Source organism: Sinorhizobium meliloti (assembly GCF_017876815.1).
Lineage (GTDB): Bacteria > Pseudomonadota > Alphaproteobacteria > Rhizobiales > Rhizobiaceae > Sinorhizobium > Sinorhizobium meliloti.
The window spans coordinates 174,530-191,963 of sequence record NZ_JAGIOS010000002.1 but is presented as its reverse complement, the minus strand read 5'-3'; the positions used below and the strand labels follow the sequence as shown (position 1 = coordinate 191,963).

General features: G+C 63.0%; 12 protein-coding genes. 1 reads left to right on the top strand and 11 read right to left on the bottom strand.

What is annotated here, in order from left to right; translation table 11 throughout:
• Positions 1–171: 171 nt before the first annotated feature.
• The 7 genes from JOH52_RS19820 to JOH52_RS19790 form a co-directional block, all read right to left on the bottom strand.
• Positions 172–2,214 (bottom strand): putative 2-aminoethylphosphonate ABC transporter permease subunit, encoded by a 2,043-nt coding sequence (locus tag JOH52_RS19820; RefSeq protein WP_014527141.1) that lies wholly within the window; start codon positions 2,212–2,214, stop codon positions 172–174.
• A gap of 5 nt (positions 2,215–2,219) precedes the next feature.
• The gene (locus tag JOH52_RS19815) at positions 2,220–3,383 is read right to left on the bottom strand and encodes a putative 2-aminoethylphosphonate ABC transporter ATP-binding protein (protein ID WP_014527142.1); all 1,164 of its coding nucleotides are present in this window, start codon (positions 3,381–3,383) and stop codon (positions 2,220–2,222) included.
• An 89-nt stretch (positions 3,384–3,472) separates the two neighbouring features.
• Positions 3,473–4,495 carry a putative 2-aminoethylphosphonate ABC transporter substrate-binding protein gene (locus JOH52_RS19810; protein WP_014527143.1) on the bottom strand — a complete coding sequence of 341 codons (1,023 nt, stop codon included), beginning with the start codon at positions 4,493–4,495 and terminating at the stop codon, positions 3,473–3,475.
• Between the two features lie 705 nt (positions 4,496–5,200).
• Positions 5,201–6,658: a phosphonoacetaldehyde dehydrogenase gene (phnY, locus tag JOH52_RS19805; protein ID WP_014527144.1), complete on the bottom strand. Its 1,458-nt coding sequence runs from the start codon at positions 6,656–6,658 to the stop codon at positions 5,201–5,203.
• Positions 6,655–7,929 (bottom strand): phosphonoacetate hydrolase, encoded by a 1,275-nt coding sequence (gene phnA / locus JOH52_RS19800; protein WP_010975822.1) that lies wholly within the window; start codon positions 7,927–7,929, stop codon positions 6,655–6,657. The genes phnY and phnA overlap by 4 nt, the downstream gene beginning before the upstream one ends.
• A gap of 27 nt (positions 7,930–7,956) precedes the next feature.
• Positions 7,957–9,153, bottom strand: a complete 1,197-nt coding sequence (locus JOH52_RS19795) for a 2-aminoethylphosphonate--pyruvate transaminase (protein WP_014527145.1) — start codon at positions 9,151–9,153, stop codon at positions 7,957–7,959.
• A 101-nt stretch (positions 9,154–9,254) separates the two neighbouring features.
• A complete protein-coding gene (locus JOH52_RS19790; RefSeq protein ID WP_014527146.1) occupies positions 9,255–10,925 on the bottom strand; it encodes a Na/Pi cotransporter family protein in 1,671 nt (556 codons plus the stop codon).
• A 108-nt stretch (positions 10,926–11,033) separates the two neighbouring features.
• Between JOH52_RS19790 and JOH52_RS19785 the strand changes: the two genes are divergently transcribed.
• Positions 11,034–11,903 (top strand): LysR family transcriptional regulator, encoded by an 870-nt coding sequence (locus tag JOH52_RS19785; RefSeq protein ID WP_010975819.1) that lies wholly within the window; start codon positions 11,034–11,036, stop codon positions 11,901–11,903.
• Between the two features lie 15 nt (positions 11,904–11,918).
• On the opposite strand, the gene JOH52_RS19780 is transcribed toward JOH52_RS19785, so the two are convergent.
• The 4 genes from JOH52_RS19780 to JOH52_RS19765 form a co-directional block, all read right to left on the bottom strand.
• A complete protein-coding gene (locus JOH52_RS19780) occupies positions 11,919–14,396 on the bottom strand; it encodes a GcvT family protein (protein ID WP_127657755.1) in 2,478 nt (825 codons plus the stop codon).
• Between the two features lie 79 nt (positions 14,397–14,475).
• Positions 14,476–15,261 (bottom strand): DeoR/GlpR family DNA-binding transcription regulator, encoded by a 786-nt coding sequence (locus tag JOH52_RS19775; RefSeq protein ID WP_010975817.1) that lies wholly within the window; start codon positions 15,259–15,261, stop codon positions 14,476–14,478.
• A 142-nt stretch (positions 15,262–15,403) separates the two neighbouring features.
• Positions 15,404–16,396, bottom strand: a complete 993-nt coding sequence (gene pta, locus JOH52_RS19770) for a phosphate acetyltransferase (protein ID WP_010975816.1) — start codon at positions 16,394–16,396, stop codon at positions 15,404–15,406.
• Positions 16,396–17,433, bottom strand: a complete 1,038-nt coding sequence (locus JOH52_RS19765) for a YeiH family protein (protein ID WP_010975815.1) — start codon at positions 17,431–17,433, stop codon at positions 16,396–16,398. Before JOH52_RS19765 ends, pta begins: the two co-directional genes overlap by 1 nt.
• Position 17,434: the final 1 nt, after the last annotated feature.

The window sequence follows — 17,434 nt, the reverse complement described above, 5'->3', positions numbered from 1 at the left end:
CTCTGACGATTGTGCGCATTTACGGCTGTGCCGTTCTGCAGCTGCCAATTTTCCACCCCGCACGCATGGCGTGCGCCTGCCCGTCAGCCCCACCCGAAATAATGAGATTGGAAACTTCGACTTGTCACCCCCACAAAGGCGGGGGTGACGTCACGTTAGCCGGCTCGGCGGTCAGTGCGGAACGGTAGCCGCTGCACTCTGCGATACACGCCGCCAGCCCTGTGTGCGGGCAAGAAGAAGCCGCGATACAAACGCGTGAAGAAGTTTTGCCGCGACATTGGTGTAGAAGATCATCATGCCCATCGCGGCCGCCGGGGCTATGTCGCCCGCATCGTCCATGTTCAGGATCGCAACCGAGGCGAGCTTGGTGTCCGTGGCATAGAGGAACACGACCGCCGAGACCGTCGTCATGGCGTTGACGAAGAGATAGATCGCGATCTCCAGCACGGCAGGGAGGCAAACCGGCAGTGTGACCCGGAAGAAGAGCTTGTAGAAAGGAATCTTCAGAGAACCCGCCACCGCCTCGAACTCCGGGTCCAGCTGCTTCAGCGCAGTGAGCGCCGTCAGATGGGCGACGGTGTAGAAATGCGTGACCGTGCACAGCACCAGGATCGTCATCGTGCCGTAGATGCCGTGAAGCGGGTTTGCGGCACTGTTGAAGAAGAAGATATAGGCAAGACCCAGCACCATGCCCGGCACGGCCATCGGAAGCATGGCGAGCATATGGAATGTCGCCCGGCCGAGCCCGAAGCCCTTGGTCTTTTCGACCATGTAGGCGCCGGTGAACACGATCAGTGAGCCGATGACAGCCGTCATGAGAGCGAGCCGGATCGAATTGTAATAGGAGTCCCAGCCGCCGCCATCCATGAGATCGAAGGCATAGTTGCGCAGCGACAGGCTGAGATCGTAGGGCCAGAACTTCACGAGCGCCGCGACCTGGCACATGCCGATCATGCCGAGCACGAAGACTGCGACCAGCGTGCAGAAAGCAAAGCATGCCGCATCGAAGCCGCGCCGCGGTTTCGGCTCATAGGGTACGGCGCGCGCAGACAGCAGGGCCACCTGCCGGCGCTGTGTCAGGCGATCCACCGCGAAGGCCAGAAATGCCGGAACGAGCAGAATGACCGAGACGACGGCGCCCATTTCGAAATTTTGCTGGCCGATGACCTGCTTGTAGATGTCGACGGCAAGCATGCCATATTGCCCGCCGATGACCTTGGGCAGGCCGAAATCGGTTATGACCAGGGTGAAGACGACGAAGGCGGCGGAGATCAAACCGTATCGGGCGCCGGGCACGGTCACCGTCCAGAAGGTCCGCCACTTGCTTGCGCGAAGCGACGTCGCCGCCTCGTAGTGACGGGCGTCGGCGACCCAGAGCGCCGTCGATATGATCAGAAAGGCGTGCGGCAGCGTGAAGAATACCGAGCCCACGACGATGCCGAGCGGGCCATAGATCGAATGGCCGAGCAGCAGATCCCTGAAGACGCCCTGGTTGCCGAACAGGTACACGAGCGCGATGCCCGGCAAGAGGGACGGAACGAGGATCGGGATCGTGACGATGAGCTTGAACAGCCCCTTCCCCGGCATCCGGCTCCTGTTCAGGGCATAGGCGAGCCCGAAAGCGACGACGAGCGTGACTGCGGTGCTGATCAGCGCCATCGTCACCGAATTCTTGATCGAACGGACCAGAGAAGGCGTTGAAAAATACTCGGCGAAGTTGGAGAGCCCGATCGAGCGCGAGGGCCGCAGCATCACCCGGCGGAAATTGTTGCTGTCATATTCCTGCCACTCGGTACCGCGCACCAGCTGCGAACCGGCAAGGAAGTGCGTCTCGTCGCTCGTGCCGCGGATGCGATATCTGACGGGGCTGCGGAAGCTGAAATCCGGGAAAAGCTTCGCCGCCTGCAGCCGCCCGTCGGCGCTGGCCTTGAGGTCGCTTTCCGGGAAGGCGGCGACGGCGGCATTGAGCGCCGCGGCGGTAACGGGATCGCTCCACCCCTGCCCGCTTTGGTCGCTCACCTGGAACTCGAACTGGTGGAGATCGAACGTGTAGGTGGAGAACGACTTCGACAGCATCACGAAGAGCGGTAGCGCAAGTGCAACAACCAGATAGATGCCGACGACGAGCATGACTGCGCGTTTGAGCCAGTCATCGCCGGAAATCTGCTGCCGAACGGCTCGGCCGGGCGGAAGGAAATCGACAGCAAGCGTCATTCGCGTCAGGCCTTTGCAAAAAGGAGCAGGCGTTCCTGCGGGATTTCGACCTGGATGGCGCTGCCGATCTCGATGCTCAGGCGGCGAACCGCGTTCGTCGAGAAGTCCGCCACGAGCGCCTTCTCTTTCAGGCGCGGGGCCGAGAGCCGTGTGCGCCAGAACATGCCGAGAAACTCCATATCCTCCACATGCGCGTCGATGAGATTGTCCGCATTGCCTACGGCATCGAGCCCGGTCGCCCGATGGGCGGCGGCGCCGTGCGGGATGATATCGGCCGGCCGGACAGCGGCTACGACCGATGCACCTGATGGCAGCCGGTGCTCGGCACAGGCAAATCGCGTGTGCCCGATCTCGACCTGCGCCCCCTTCCCGACCGTTGCGGGGAACTGATTGGTCTCTCCGATGAAGTCGGCGACGAAGAGTGTCTTCGGGTGGCGATAGATCTCGGTCGGCGTACCTACCTGTTCGATGCCGCCTTGGTTCATGACGACGATGCGGTCGGCCATGGCGAGCGCCTCTTCCTGATCGTGCGTGACCATGATCGTGGTGACGCCGAGCTTGCGCTGCAGCTCCTTGATCTCGTGTCTCAGATGCACGCGCACCTTGGCGTCGAGCGCCGACAGGGGCTCGTCGAGAAGCAGCAGGCCCGGCGAGATCGCCATGGCGCGGGCAAGAGCCACGCGCTGCTGCTGTCCGCCGGATAGCTGGGCCGGGTATTTCCGGCCCTGGCTGCTCAAACCGACGAGCTCCAGAAGCTCAGAAACGCGTGAGGCGATTTCGCGCCGCGGGCGGCCGATATTCTCGAGCCCGAAGGCGATGTTCTTCTCGATGGTAAGATTCGGGAAGAGCGCATAGGACTGAAAGACGATGCCATAGTCCCGCTGCGCCGGCGGCAACCTCGAAATATCCTGTCCGCCTTGGCAAATGGTGCCCCGCGACTGGATGTCGAGGCCGGCGATGGCCCTCAGTAGCGTGGTCTTTCCGCAGCCGGAAGGTCCGAGGAAACAGATGAATTCGCCCTCCTTCACCTGAAGGTCGATGTCGCGCAGCGCGACGAAATCGCCATAGGCCTTCCAGAGGCCGTCGATTTCGAGGAATGGCCGTCCTTCGATCTGACGGGTAGCGGAGGCGGGCATGGCCGGCTCCGCGGGGGCTGTTGCATGTTTCATCCGCAAGCTCCTGGGCAATATGCATTCGATGGGACTTGACGGGAACGCTCGTGGCCAAGCGCCGAACGTTCCCGGGAGATGCATGCGGATCAGGACTTGGGCTCGGATTTCGCGTCGTAACGCTTCTGCCATTCCTTCAGAATGCGGGCGCGGTTGTTTGCGGCCCACTCGAAGTCGTTCTTGATCATCTTGTCGGCGACGTCGTCGGGAAGGTTCTCGATCGGCTTTGCGACCCCGGGATAAGCCACGACGGCATAGCCGACATTGTACATCTCGTTGGCTTCCTTGCTGATCGACCAGTCGACCAGCGTTTTCGCCGCCTCGAGATTGGCCGTCCCGGCGATGATCGCCGTGGCCTCGGCTTCCCAACCCGATCCTTCGGAAGGAAAGATGATATCGATGGGCGCACCCGACGTCTTGGCCTTGGCGCCCGGGAATTCGAAGGATACGCCGATGACGGTTTCGCCTGATGCCGCCATCTTGCAAGGCTTGGAGCCCGAATGAGTATAGGCGGCAATGTTCTCGTGCAGAGCGTCCATGAAAGACCAGGCTTCCTCTTCGCCGAACGTCTGAAGCCAGGCGGAGACGTCGAGGAAGCCTGTGCCGGAGGAATTGGGGTTGGGCATCACGACATGGCCCTTGTATTCGGGCTTCGTGAGATCCTTCCAGCTGGTTGGCGGCGTCAGGCCGAGCTTCCCGGCCTCCACGGTATTGTAACAGAGAGCCGCCACATATGCGTCCATGCCCACCCAGCTCGGCGGCTTGTCGCCGTCCACGAATCTCGGGTCGAGCGCCTCTACATTCTTCGGAGAATAAGGTTCGAGCATGCCCTCTGACTTCAGCAGCAGCAGCGATGTCGCAGCCACGCCCCAGACCACGTCGGCCTGCGGATTGTCTTTCTCCGCCAGAAGCTTGGCCGTCATGACGCCGGTGGAGTCGCGGACCCAGTTGATCTTGATGTCGGGGTGGGCCTTTTTGAAGGTCTCCTTGTAACGGTCGAGGTCGACCGCTTCGATGGACGTGTAGACCGTGAGCTCGGTTTCGGCATAGGCGGCGGAAGATGCGAGGATGAGGGCAGTCCCCGCACCCAGGAAGATCTTTGAAAACGGCATGCTAATTCCCCTTTTTGTTGGCATTCGAATTGGCAAGCTCTCGCGGCGGCAACGGCGACTTGCGCGCCCTGAAATCCGCCCTGCCTGGGAAATCTGCGGGGGATAGATCGATAAGTAAAATCTATTTATTTTATATAAGTATTGTTCCAGCTTATATAGCTTCGCGCAGGGTCTCGAGACGAAAGGAGCGGCCATCGGGCCGCTCCCTTCCTCTACTACTGGACTAGGGCATATACACATCTGACCCTCCCGCGGGACCATTGCCTTGGGGCAGACGATAAACGGTTTGACCTTCGCATGCCCAAAACGATGCCACGGGCAGAACGCAGAAGCGGGAGCGAGGGCCCGCCGCAGGTATTCTCCCCCCTTGTGGGGGAGATGGCCGGCAGGCCAGAGGGGGTCTGCTCTCCCGCTCGCCCATCAAGACTACGTGACGCAGTCGTATGACTGCATCTTCGGAGTGCTGCAGGGTATGCTCGCGGCAAATTCGTCTGCGGCGGATGCAGAGTTTGGCGTTCAACCCCCTCTGGCCTGCCGGCCATCTCCCCCACAAGGGGGGAGACGACAAGCGGCTTGACCTTCACCTCTCCCAAGCGATGCCGTCGGCAGACCGCATAACTGGAAGCCGGTTTCTCCCCATGGCAACGGCTCCCGCCAGAGGAGCAGATATGAACATGCCCTAGTACTACTCGGGGGCAAGTTTCCTTACGGCCAAGGGAGCGAAAAAGTCTTGACGTTGGTGAAGCTTTTCATCGCCTCGATCACGCCTTCCTTGTAGCCGTTTCCGGAGTCCTTGATTCCGCCGAAGGGCGACATTTCAATGCGATAGCCGGGCACTTCCCAGATGTTGACCGTTCCGACCTTCAGCCCGGCTATGTATTTCTGCATCCTGCGGTAATCATTGGTGCAGACGCCGGAGGAGAGACCGAAGGCCGTGGAGTTCGACAGGGTGATCGTTGCGTCATCGTCGTCGGGAACCCGCACGATCGGTATGATCGGACCGAAGGTCTCCTCCAGCACGAGGTCCGACTGATGCGGCACCCGATCGACGACGATCGGTGGCAGGAGCGCGCCGCTTCTCCCGGGATGGTAGAGAATGTCGGCCCCCTCCTCCGCCGCACGCATCACCCTCTCTTCGAAAAGTGCCGCCGCCTTTTCGTGAATGACGGTCCCGAGATCGGTAGACCGGTCCATCGGATCCCCGAAACGCAAGCGTTTCGCCCGTTCGAGAACCAACGGCACGAAACGGTCCGCGACGCTCTCCTGGCAAAGAATGCGTTTGACTGCCGTGCAGCGCTGGCCGGAATTTTTCGTGGCCCCGGCGACCGCAAGGTCGGCGGCCCGGGCGAGGTCGTCGTCGGACAGGTCGTTGAGGATGATCAACGGGTCGTTGCCGCCGAGTTCGAGTACCTGGCGTTTGTAGTGCGCATTGGCGGCGATCAGCTTCCCGACAGGAACGCTGCCCGTGAAGGTGACGAGATCGACATGCGGGTTGGTGATCATTTCCATGCCGATATCGGCAGGCCAGCCGGTGACGACCGAAAGCATTTCCGGCGGCAGGCCGGCCTCGTAAAGAATGTCGGCGAGCAGCAGCGCCGTCATCGGCGTGAGCTCGGTCGGCTTCACCACCACGCAGTTGTTGGTCGCAATCGCCGGCGCGACCTTGTGCGCCACCATGTTCAACGGGTGATTGAACGGGGTGATCGCCGAAATTGCGGTCAGGGGTTCGCGCATCGTAAAAATCTTGCGCGCCTTTCCGTGGGGCGTGAGGTCGCAGGAGAAGATCTCGCCGTCGTCGCGGATGCACATCTGGCCGGCAAGCGTAAAGACGTCGAAGGCGCGCCCGACTTCATAGAGCGAGTCCGCCTTCGAGATGCCGAGTTCCAGCGTGATGACGTCGGAAATCTCCTCCTTGCGGGCGGCCAGCGCCTCCGCGGTCGCCAGCAGGATTTTCTGCCGCTCGTAGCGCGTGAGCTTCGGCTGATAGGCGGCCGCGATCGCAAAAGCCTCTCTTGCGTGTTCGGCGCGGCCGGCGGGTACGGTGCCGACGACAGTGTCGTTCCAGGGATAGCGGACTTCTACGCGGTCGTCCGTGTCGACAAGGCGGCCGGCTATTCGCATCGGTTCGTGGCGCACCGCGATTATGACCTCCGCCTTCGTCATAGCCCGCCCTCCGCACCGGCCTCGGCCGCCGCCGTGACCGCGTAGAAAAACGCATCGAAGTTGCGCAGCCGGGGAGCGTTCGGGAGTTCGGGCAGCACGCGGTTGACGATGAAGGGAACCTCCTGCTCGGTCAGCCCGCCATGGGAGCGCAACGGTTCGTCGAGTGCGGCCAGGTCGTGCCGGTGCTCGCTGGTGCCGAGCGTCTTGTTTTCGGATGAGACGAGGACGATGTCGCCAATGCGGTCTTCCGGCAGCTCGAAGCGCCGGCACGCCTCCTCGCGGCCGAGCACGACGTCGACGCCTTGGATCGCTTTCAGCCTTGCCATGATCTCGCTGCGGTCGCATCCGTCCGGAAGATAGGCGGTGGCAAAGGACCCGAGCGCGCCGTGATGCACGACATAGGGGTCGGTGATCGGCAGGATAACGCGGGCCGCATCCTTGCCCAGCCATTCGTCGAGCAGGTCCTGAACATAGATGACGTCGGGTGAGCCGTCCGCCTTGTGCTTCGGCTTCATGCCGTGATCGGCGGTGACCACGATGGCTGCTCCGAGCCCGTCCAGTTCGGCGAGATACCGGTCGAACATTTCGTAGAAGGAATTGGCTTCCGGGACGCCGGGAGCATATTTGTGCTGAACATAGTCGGTCGTCGTCAGATACATGATGTCGGGACGAAACTCCCTGAGCAGCTTGACGCCCGCAGCGAAGACGAATTCCGAAAGCGCTGCCGAATAGACCTCGGGAACCGGCCGGCCGAGCCAGGCGGAAGCATTGTCGATTCCGTGCTCCGCGCGGGTCGCCTTGTCCGATTTTTCGGACGAGAAGCAGACGGCGCGACCTTCGTCGAAACGGAGCCCTTTTCCGAGCAGCGCCCGCAGCTTGTCCTTCGCCGTGACGACCGCGACCCGGGCGCCTGCATCATAGAAAGCCTGGAAAATGGTGGGCGCGCGCAGGAACTTCGGATCATTCATCATCACCTCTTCGCCCGTCGACGGCTCGTAGAGGTAGTTCCCGCAAATTCCGTGCACCGCCGGCGGACTGCCGGTTGCAATCGAGAGATTGTTGGGATTGGTAAAGCTCGGGATGACGCTGTGCGCCAGACGCACGGCGCCCCGTTCCTTGATGCGTTTCAGCGCGGGCATCAGCCCGGCGTCGATCGCTGCATCGAGATAGGCCGGCTCGCATCCGTCGAGGCAGACCGCAATTGCCGGTACGCGGGGCCACGGATAGCGGCGGCCATTCACCGTCACCGAAATCTTGGACATCTGGTTCATCTGTTGTGCTCCTGGAGGGGTGATCGGTCAGGCGGCGAGGCGGGCGCGCTCGGCGAGCGCGAGCGCCGGCGGGGTGGCGGTGTCGACCCTCATCTTCGCGAGGCTCTCGGCGGCGGCGGCGACCACCTTTTGCATCACATGCGAGTCCATCTGGCCGATGCAGCCGATCCGGAAGCTGTCGACGACGGTGAGCTTGCCGGGATAGATGATGAAGCCCCTCGCCTTCATCAGTTCGTAGAAGCGCTCGAACTTGAAGTTCGGATGGGCGGGGCTGAAGAAGGTCACGATAATGGGCGAGAGCCATTCGTCACCAAGCAGTGTCTCGAAGCCGAGCTGGCGCATGCCGGCGACCATGACGTCGCGGTTGTTCGCGTAACGCGCGCCGCGTCCGGCAACGCCGCCTTCCTTGCGATGCAGCCGCAGCGCCTCGAGAAAGGCGGCGACGACATGGGTCGGCGGAGTAAAGCGCCATTGACCCGTCTTGTTCATGTAGGCCCATTGCGCATGGACGTCGAGACTCAACGAGTGGCTGCGGTCCTTCGCAGCCTCCAGTTCCGATTTGCGCGCGATGACGAAGCCGAAACCCGGAACGCCTTCGATGCATTTGTTGGCGGAGGAAACGATCGCCTCATAACGGAAATCACCGACACCGGCGGGCACCGCGCCGAAGGCGCTCATGCTGTCGACCAGCAGCTTGCGGCCGCGGCTGTAGACTGCCTCGGAAATCTCCTTGAGAGGATTGAGAATGCCCGAACTCGTCTCGCAATGGACGACCACGACATGGGTGATTGCCGGATCTGCATCGAGAGCGGCCGCAACCTCGCTGCCGCGCGGGGGCATATAGTCGCCCTTGTCGATCGAGACGTGAGCACGGCCGAGATATTTGAGCGTCTGGGCGATGCGCTGACCGTAGGCTCCGTTCATCAGCACCAGAACCTTGCCGTCGCGGGGAATGAAGCTGCCGAGCATGGCTTCCACGGAGAAGGAGCCGCTGCCCTGCATGGGGACGCAATCGTATTGGCCGCTCTCGTCTCCGGCAATCGCAAGCAGTTCGCGACGCAACTCGGCCGTCATGCCCCGGAAGTCACCGTCCCATGACCCCCAGTCGCGCAGCATCGCCTCCTTTACGGAAAAGGCGGTGGTCAGCGGTCCAGGCGTCAGCAGGTACGGCTCACCCAATCTCGGCGCTTCGAGAACGTCATTCGTCTTTGCATCTGCGGGCATCTGGTTTCTCTCCTTTGAGAACTGCCGGGACAGGGCGAGGATGGCGATCTCGAATGTATCTGTAAAATCGATATTTCATATTGATACATCGATTTAGCTTATCACCCTTTGACGAGCGCAAGCCGGCTCTCGAGCAGATCCCCTCGCTGCTTCAAGATCGGATAGGCGAGCGTGGCCAGGAGGGAGTTCACCTCCTTGAGTGCCCGCGCGACTTCGAGGTGCATGTTGCTGGACTCGACGCTTTCCGCGCGCCCGGCCCGCAATCTCGCCAGATGCCGTTCGTGACTTTCCCGCACGAGCGCGCGTACCCGCTCCTTCTCCCGGACGAGCTTTCGCGCCATTACCGGGTCATCCGACACCAGCAGGTTGAATGCGAGACGCATGTTGTCGCGCACGCTGGCGTGAAGCGCCTTGAGCTCGGTCCAGCCCTCGTCGGAGAAGTTGTTGCCGTTCTCCAGCTTGTCGCGGGCGATTTCGACCAGGGTCTTGGATACGATGTCGCCGGCATGTTCGAGATTGATGGCGATGTCGATGAGTTCTACACCCCGCCGCGACTGACGCTCGTCGAGCACGCCGCGATGGATTGCTGCGAGATAGAGCTTGATGTCGCGGTGGGCGCGGTTGACATATCCGTCGAGCCGGCGGATTTCCTCGATCTTCGCCGGGCTCGGATGCTCCAGAAGCTCCATCACCGGACAGAGCATCCGCTCGACCACCTCGCCCATGAACAGCACCTCGCGCGTCGCGGCGGCGAGGGCCGCGTCGGGGCTGTCGAGCAGAGCCTGGTCGAGCGCGCTGATTCGTCGCGCAAGCGTGTCGCTGTCTTCGGAGCTCTTGAGATCCGATTTGATGAGCGACGTAACGGCGCTGGCGGCAAGCTGCGAGAGCGGCAGGCAAAAGATCACGAGGCAGGCGTTGAAGGCCAGATGAAAATGAACGAGCTGCTCCGCCGCGGTGGCGCCAAGATGTTGAAGTTCTGCCGAGAAGGGGCCGATCACCAGCAAGGCGATCGCGGCGCCGAAAGCCCGGAAGAGGAGATTGCCGGCCGCGACGCGCCGCGCCTCGGCTGAAAACCCGCGCGTCAGCCACATGGCGATCAACCCGCTGCCGAGATTGGCGCCGAGGATCAGCGGCAGACCTGCCTCGACCGGCAAAAGTCCCTGTGCGGCAAAACCCAGGATGAGGATCAGGACCGCGACGCTCGAATGCACGATCCAGGTGAAGAGCATCGCCGCCGCGAAGGCCGTCACCTGGTCCTCCGCGAGATAGCCGACGACGGCGGGCAACACGTCGCTCTGCTTCAACGGCAAGGTCGCCTCGCCGATCAGCTTCAGCGACATGAGGACGAAGCCGATGCCGAGCAGCATGCGGCCGAGTTCGCGGGGCTTGTCGCTTCTGCCCTTCAGGTAAAGCAGCCCGCCGGCCGCAAGCAGGAGCGGCGACAGCCAGCCCAGGTCGAACGAAAGAACACGAACCACCAGCGCCGAGCCGAGATCCGCTCCCAGCAGGACGGCAAGGCTGGTGTTCAGGGTAAGATAGCCGCTCGCCGAAAGACCGGAGGCGAGCATTGCCACGGCGGTCGAGCTTTGCAACAGGACTGCAAGGACCGTGCCGCTCGCGGCGGCGTAAATGCGTCGCTCCCCTCCCCTTGCAAGCACACGCTTCAACGACGTGCCATAGGCGTTCTCGACGCCGCTGCGGACGAGATGCACCGCGTAGAGCAGCAGTACGGTCGCGCCGGCGAGATGCAGCGAGAGGGCAACGAGAGTCATTTTCAATCGCTCCGGAAACCAATCCGAAGACCGTCACTTTTCCCTTTACATAAATCAAATCGTTCGTTTCTATCGTTTGATTAGATCAGCTTATGATTGGAAGGGCCCATGCGTTACGTCCAGCTTCGCGCGTTCCACAATGTTGCGGTTTGTGGAGGCTTCTCCCGTGCGGCAGAGGCGCTGTTCCTCACGCAGCCGGCCGTGTCGGATCAGGTGCGCAAGCTGGAAGAGGAATATGACGTGCTCCTCTTCAACCGGAACAAGAAACAGGTGACGCTGACCCAGGCCGGTCACCAGCTGCTGGAGATCACCCGCCGCATGTTCGACACCGAGCAGCAGGCGCTCGATCTGCTTTCGGAATCGCGCGCATTGCGGGCCGGCACGCTTCGCATCGTTGCCGACGCCGCCCACCATCTGCTTCACATCCTCGCGGCCTTTCGTCAGAAATATCCGTCGGTTCAGATCTCCCTGAGGGCCGGCAACACGGAAACGGTCATCACCAGCCTCTATTCCTACGAGGCCGACATCGGCGTGCTCGGCGAGGTTCCCGAAAGCCGGGAGTTCGACATCGTCAAGCTGAACTCGACGCCGATCATCGCTTTCGCATCGACCGAACATCCGATCGCCCGGCGAAGTACCGTCAGTCTCGAGGAACTCTCGGGCCAGCCGCTGGTGATGCGCGAGCGCGGTTCGAAGACGCGGCAGAAGCTCGAGGATTTCGCAGCCGCCGCCGGCGTCGCCCTGAAGCCCGCCATCGAAGCGGAAGGCCGGGAGGCCGTGCGGGAGATCGTCGCGGCCGGTGCCGGGGTAGGCTTCGTCTCAGCCGCGGAATTCGGCCGGGACGGACGTCTCGCGCCGATCGAGATCGTGGGCGCCGAAATGCTGATGGACGAGGCGTTGATCTGCCTGAAGGAGCGCAGCGGCGGAAAGCTCGTGCGCGCCTTCTTCGAGATTGCCCGCTCGCTGGCGGAGAGGTGATTGGAGCAGCCCGCTTCAGGCGGCGGCTCGCGGCTCCCCGGCATCCGCCCGCACGCGCTCCGACTTCGGGTCATAGGGGCACTTCAGGTGAGCGGTTGCCGGGTGGCGCTCACCGGCAAGATCGATCTCGAAACTTCCGCTTGCGATGAACTCCCGATCGACCCCTCCACGATCCTCGATGAGACCGAGTGCGACCGAGAGGCCAAGCGTGTGGCCATAGGCGGCTGAGCGGACTTCGCCGACAGGTTTGCCGTCACGCAGGATGAGTTCCCCGCCCCAAAGCATCGGCTCGGGATCATCCAGGGTGAACTGCACGATGCGTCTGACAGGGGCGCCGGCGTGCTTTGCCCGCATCAAAGCCTCGCGGCCGATGAAGCCGCCCGGCTTGTCGAACGATACGGCGAAGGCGAGCCCCGCTTCGTGAGGATTGATGTCGGGCGTCAATTCGCGGCTCCAGGCGCGAAAGCCTTTCTCGATGCGGAGCGCCTCGAGAGCGTAATAGCCGCAATCGACGAGCCCTAGATCGCGCCCCGCCTGGTGCAGCGCCTCGTAGACGCCCACGGCAAATTCACTGGGCACGATCAGTTCCCAGCCGAGTTCGCCGACATAGGTCATTCGGTTGGCGTAGGCCGTCGCATAGCCGATGTCGATCTCACGGATGGTCGCAAAGGGAAAGCCCGCATTCGAGAGGTCGGCGGAGGTGATTCGACCGAGTATGTTGCGCGCATTCGGTCCCATCAGCGCCAGCACCGCGTAAGCCGAGGTCACGCCGGTGAGGGTGACATGGGCGTCCGGTGAGGTGTTCCTGCGGATCCAATCGGCGTCGTGCACCGCCTGCGCCGATCCGGTGACGATGAGGAACCGGTCGGCGGCGAGCCGCATCACCGTCAGGTCGCTTTCATAGCCGCCCCGTTCGTTGAGCATGCCCGTATAGACCGACCGGCCGATCCCGACATCGACGTCCGCGGCGCAGATGCGGTTGAGCGCCTTCGCTGCGTCCCGCCCCTGCACAAGCAGTTTGGCAAATGACGTTTGATCAAATATCCCAGCAGCTTGTCGCGTCGCGTTCATCTCCCGCTTTACCGCCTCATGCCAGTTCTGCCGACCGAAGGCATAGTCCGTTTCCGATCTTTGGCCTGCTTCGGCAAACCAGTTCGCGCGCTCCCATCCCATCTTCGAACCGAAGCATGCACCCTTGGAGGCAAGCCGGTCGTAGAGCGGCGAGCGCCGGAATGGACGCGCCGTGTGCAGCTCGCGGTTCGGCCATGGCATCGCATAGTGCAGTCCGAGCGTTTCCTTCACCCGGTCGTGCAGCCAGCGCGGGTTGTTGTTGAAGCTCGCGAAGCGGCGAATGTCGACCGGCCAGAGATCCATCGTCGGCGCACCGTTGACGATCCATTCGGCGAGAGCCCGCCCGGCGCCCCCCGCGCTGGCGATGCCCATGGAGTTGAAGCCTGCGCCGACATAGAAATTCCGCAGTTCCGGCGCCTCGCCGAGAATGAAATTATTGTCCGGCGTGAAGCTCTCCGGGCCGTTGTAGAATTTCCTGACTTCGGTCGTTTCGAGCTGCGGCACGCGCACGAGCGCGTTCTGCATCAGAATCTCGAACTGGCCCCAATCATCGGCCAGCAAGGCGAATTCGAAGTCGTCCGGAATGCCGTTCATGCCCCAGGGCTTAGCTTCCGGCTCGAAGCCGCCCATGACGAGACCTCCGACTTCCTCCTTGAAATAGATGTAGCCGTCCGGGTCGCGCAGCACCGGCAGGTCCGGATGCACCCCCTCGATCTTGCCGGTAACGATATACATGTGCTCGGCCGAGTGCAGGGGGACCGTCACGCCGCACATCAGCCCGACCTTGCGCGCCCACTGGCCGGCGCAATTGACGACGATTTCGGCGGCGATATCCCCCCGGTCGGTCTCGACGCCACGCACCGTCCCGTCCTTGACCGTGATGCCCGTCACGCGCACGCGCTCGATAATGCGGGCGCCGTGGTTGCGCCCCCCCTTCGCCAGCGACTGGGTGAGGTCCGTCGGATTGGCCTTGCCGTCTCCCGGAAGCCAGACGGCTCCGACGAGATCGTCCATCGCCATCACCGGCCAGAGATCGGCGGCTTCCCGCGGTGAGATCACCTCGACGGCAACCCCTTGCGCCCGCGCCGAGGCTGCGGTCCGCTTCAGCACGGTCATGCGATCGCTCGTGCGCGCAACGGCGAGCGAGCCGCAATTCTTCCAGCCCGTCGCAAGGCCCGTCTCTGCCTCCAGCTCACTGTAGAGCTGCGTCGAGTATCGGATGAGGCCGGTCATGTTGGCATGGCTACGCAACTGCCCGACAAGGCCGGCCGCATGCCAGGTGGTCCCGCCGCTGAGTTGCCCCTGCTCCAGCAGGACCACGTCGGTCCAGCCGAGCTTCGTGAGATGATAGGCGACCGAGCAGCCTATGATGCCGCCGCCGATGATGACGACCCGCGCCTGTGTTGGAAATTCCTGCGCCATGAACCGACCTCCCAATGGACTGGTGTCAGCATAGTCACGAAGTCACAGAATGCAACAACAAACGCAACAAAATGCAACATCACTCTGCGGCGACGACGAGGCGCGGGCCTTTTCGCCCGAGTGCTTCCGAGATCGTCGGGGGCGGCGGCGTATCCACGATCACACCGGCCGCCTGATGGAACCCGGGTATGCGAAGGGGAGTCAGCCGTCCGAATTTCGAACTGTCGAGGACGAAGTAGGCTTTGCCCGCCATGGCGATCATGCGCGAGCGCTGCTCGGCGCCGTTGCGGGTGAAGTCGGTAACCTCGCCGTCAGGAGAAAGTCCTCCCCCGCCCAGAAAGGCGATGTCCACTCGGAAGCGGCCGATTGCCTCCAGCGCGTCGAGGCCCACTGCCGCCTCCTCGGCAGGGTCGATCTCGCCGCCCAGCATATGCACCCGGACTTGCGGCTGGCGGCACATGTGCAGCGCTATGGCGAGGCCGGTGGTGCAGACGGTCAGGTCACGCAGACCGCCCAATGCATGCGCGACGGCCAGCGTCGTCGTGCCGGAATCGAGGAAGACCACCATGCCGTCCTTGACCAGTTCGGCCGCCTTGCGGCCGATCGCTGCCTTTGCAGCGGCGTTTTCCCCGCTTCGCAGGACCAGCGCCGGCTCGGTTGCTTCGAACAGTGTGGCGCCGCCATGCACGACATCGAGCTGGCCGCGATCCGCCAGCAACTTCATGTCCCGGCGGATCGTTTCGCGCGAGACGTCGAAATAGGCGGCAAGCTCGGCAATGCTCACCGAGCCTTCGGAAGCGACGCGCCTCAATATTTCTTCGTGGCGGCGGGGCGCGAGCGCCCGGGTGTTCGGCAATTTGGACATGCGGACAAAGTTGCAATATTTGTGGCGCGCCGCAAGCCACGTCGCGGACATGAAGCGCGCGGTGCAGGACGGCTGCGATGCGGTGCATAATTTGCGATTTGTGATGTTTTGTGAGCCGTAAGGCGGCACGGCGAAACGGAGGTCATGCTGCCTGAACGACGGTCACGGCAATCATATGGAAGACGTCGGCCGCAGTGCAGCCGCGCGAAAGATCGTTGGCGGGCCGTGAAAGTCCCTGGAGGATCGGGCCGATTGCCGTCGCGCCGCCGATCCGCTGGGCGATCTTGTAGCCGATATTGGCCGCGTCCAGGTTCGGGAACACGAAGACATTGGCCTCCCCGCGCAGCGCCGAATGCGGCGCCTTGGTCAGACAGACGGCCTCGACGAAGGCGCTGTCGAACTGCAATTCGCCGTCGATGATAAGATCGGGCTCGGCGCGCCGCGCCATGCCGGTCGCCTCGACGACCTTCGAAACGCGCTCGTGAGCGGCACTGCCGCCTGTCGAGAAAGAGAGCATCGCGACTTTCGCCCGTTCTCCTGCAAGCATTTCATAGGACTTGGCCGACATGCGCGCGATGTCGGCGAGACCGGCTGCGTCCGGGTCCACGACCAGGCCGCAATCCGCAAAGACGAAGGCGCCCTTCCGCGCGTGATGGGGCTCGCAGAGCATCATGAGGAAGAAACTGGAGACGAGCCCGACGCCGGGCGCCCTGCCGATCACCTGCAATGCGGCACGAACCGTGTCTGCGGTCGTCGCGACCGCGCCGCCGACAGTCCCATCGGCTATTCCTTCGCGCACCATCATCGCGGCGAAGGTCAGCGGTGAAAGGACGGCCGCCCGAGCCGCGGCCGCATCGACACCTTTGCTCCTTCTGCGTTCGAGATAGGCAGTCGCAAAATCATCGGTAAGCGGAGAGCACGCCGGGTCCTCGATCCGGAATTCCTGCGGGATCGCGTCCAGGGCTGCGAGCCTCTGCGTGATCACCTCGCGGTTTCCGACCAGCGTAATCGCCGCCAGGCCTTCCCGCCTCGCCTGCACGGCGCCGGCGACGATCCGGGGGTCCTCGCCTTCGGGAAGGACGACGTGCCGCGGCGCTTTCCTTGCGGCGTCGATGATGCGATCGAGAGGTTTCATCAGCTGTGTCCCAGATAGTACATGCCGGCGAGGATGAAGACGGCGATGAACAGCGTTTCGGCCACGACGAGCGCAACGGCATCTCCGCCAACTTCGAGGACGCGGCGCAGCGACGTCTTCATGCCGACGGCGACGATGCCCGCCAGCAGCGCCCATCTCGATATCGCCATTCCGACCTCGCTTGCGAGCACCGGCACCAGCCCGGCGGAATTGAAGCCCGCGAGAACGAGGAACGCCAGGACGAAGCCCGGCACGAGCGGCGCGCGCTTTCCGATCGACGCGCCCTCCTGCGGAACGCTGCGCAGGACGAGGGAAAAGATCAGGACGACCGGCGCCAGCATCGTCACCCGGATGAGCTTGACGAGCGTCGCGGTCTCGCCCGCCTCCGGCGAGACCGAAAAGCCGGCTCCCACCACCTGGGCGACATCATGGATGGTGCCGCCGAAAAAGATGCCGGTGGCCTGACCGTCGAGCCCGAGATACTCGGCGACGATCGGATAACCGATCATCGCAAGCGTGCTGAGCACGGTCACCGACAGCACGGTGAAGATCAGATTGCGCTCGGAAAACTCGTTGCGGGGCAGCACGGCGGCGATGGCCATGGCGGCCGAGGCGCCGCAAATGGCGACCGCGCCGCTGGTGAGAAGCGCGAGACGCCACCCCCGGCCAAGCAGGCGGGCAGCCACGAGGCCGAACAGGATGGTTGCCACGATCGCCGAGACGAGCAGCAGAATGGTGCCGCCGCCGAGGCCGATCAGAAGGTCTACGCTGATGCGCATGCCGAGCAGCGCCACACCGATCCTCAAGACCAGCTTTGCCGATAGCTCGATGCCCGCGACGCAACGGCCTTCTTCCGCCAGGAAGTGGAAGGCGATCCCCAGCAGCAGCGCCATCAGCATCGCCGGCGCCCCGTAATGCTCCGACAGGAACTGGGCAGCCATGGCGACGGCGGCCGTCACCAGCAGACCCGGTCCATAGGTCGACAGGACGACCGACAGGGATTGCTTCCGTCGCTCGGTTTTGGAGATCGCGTCCATC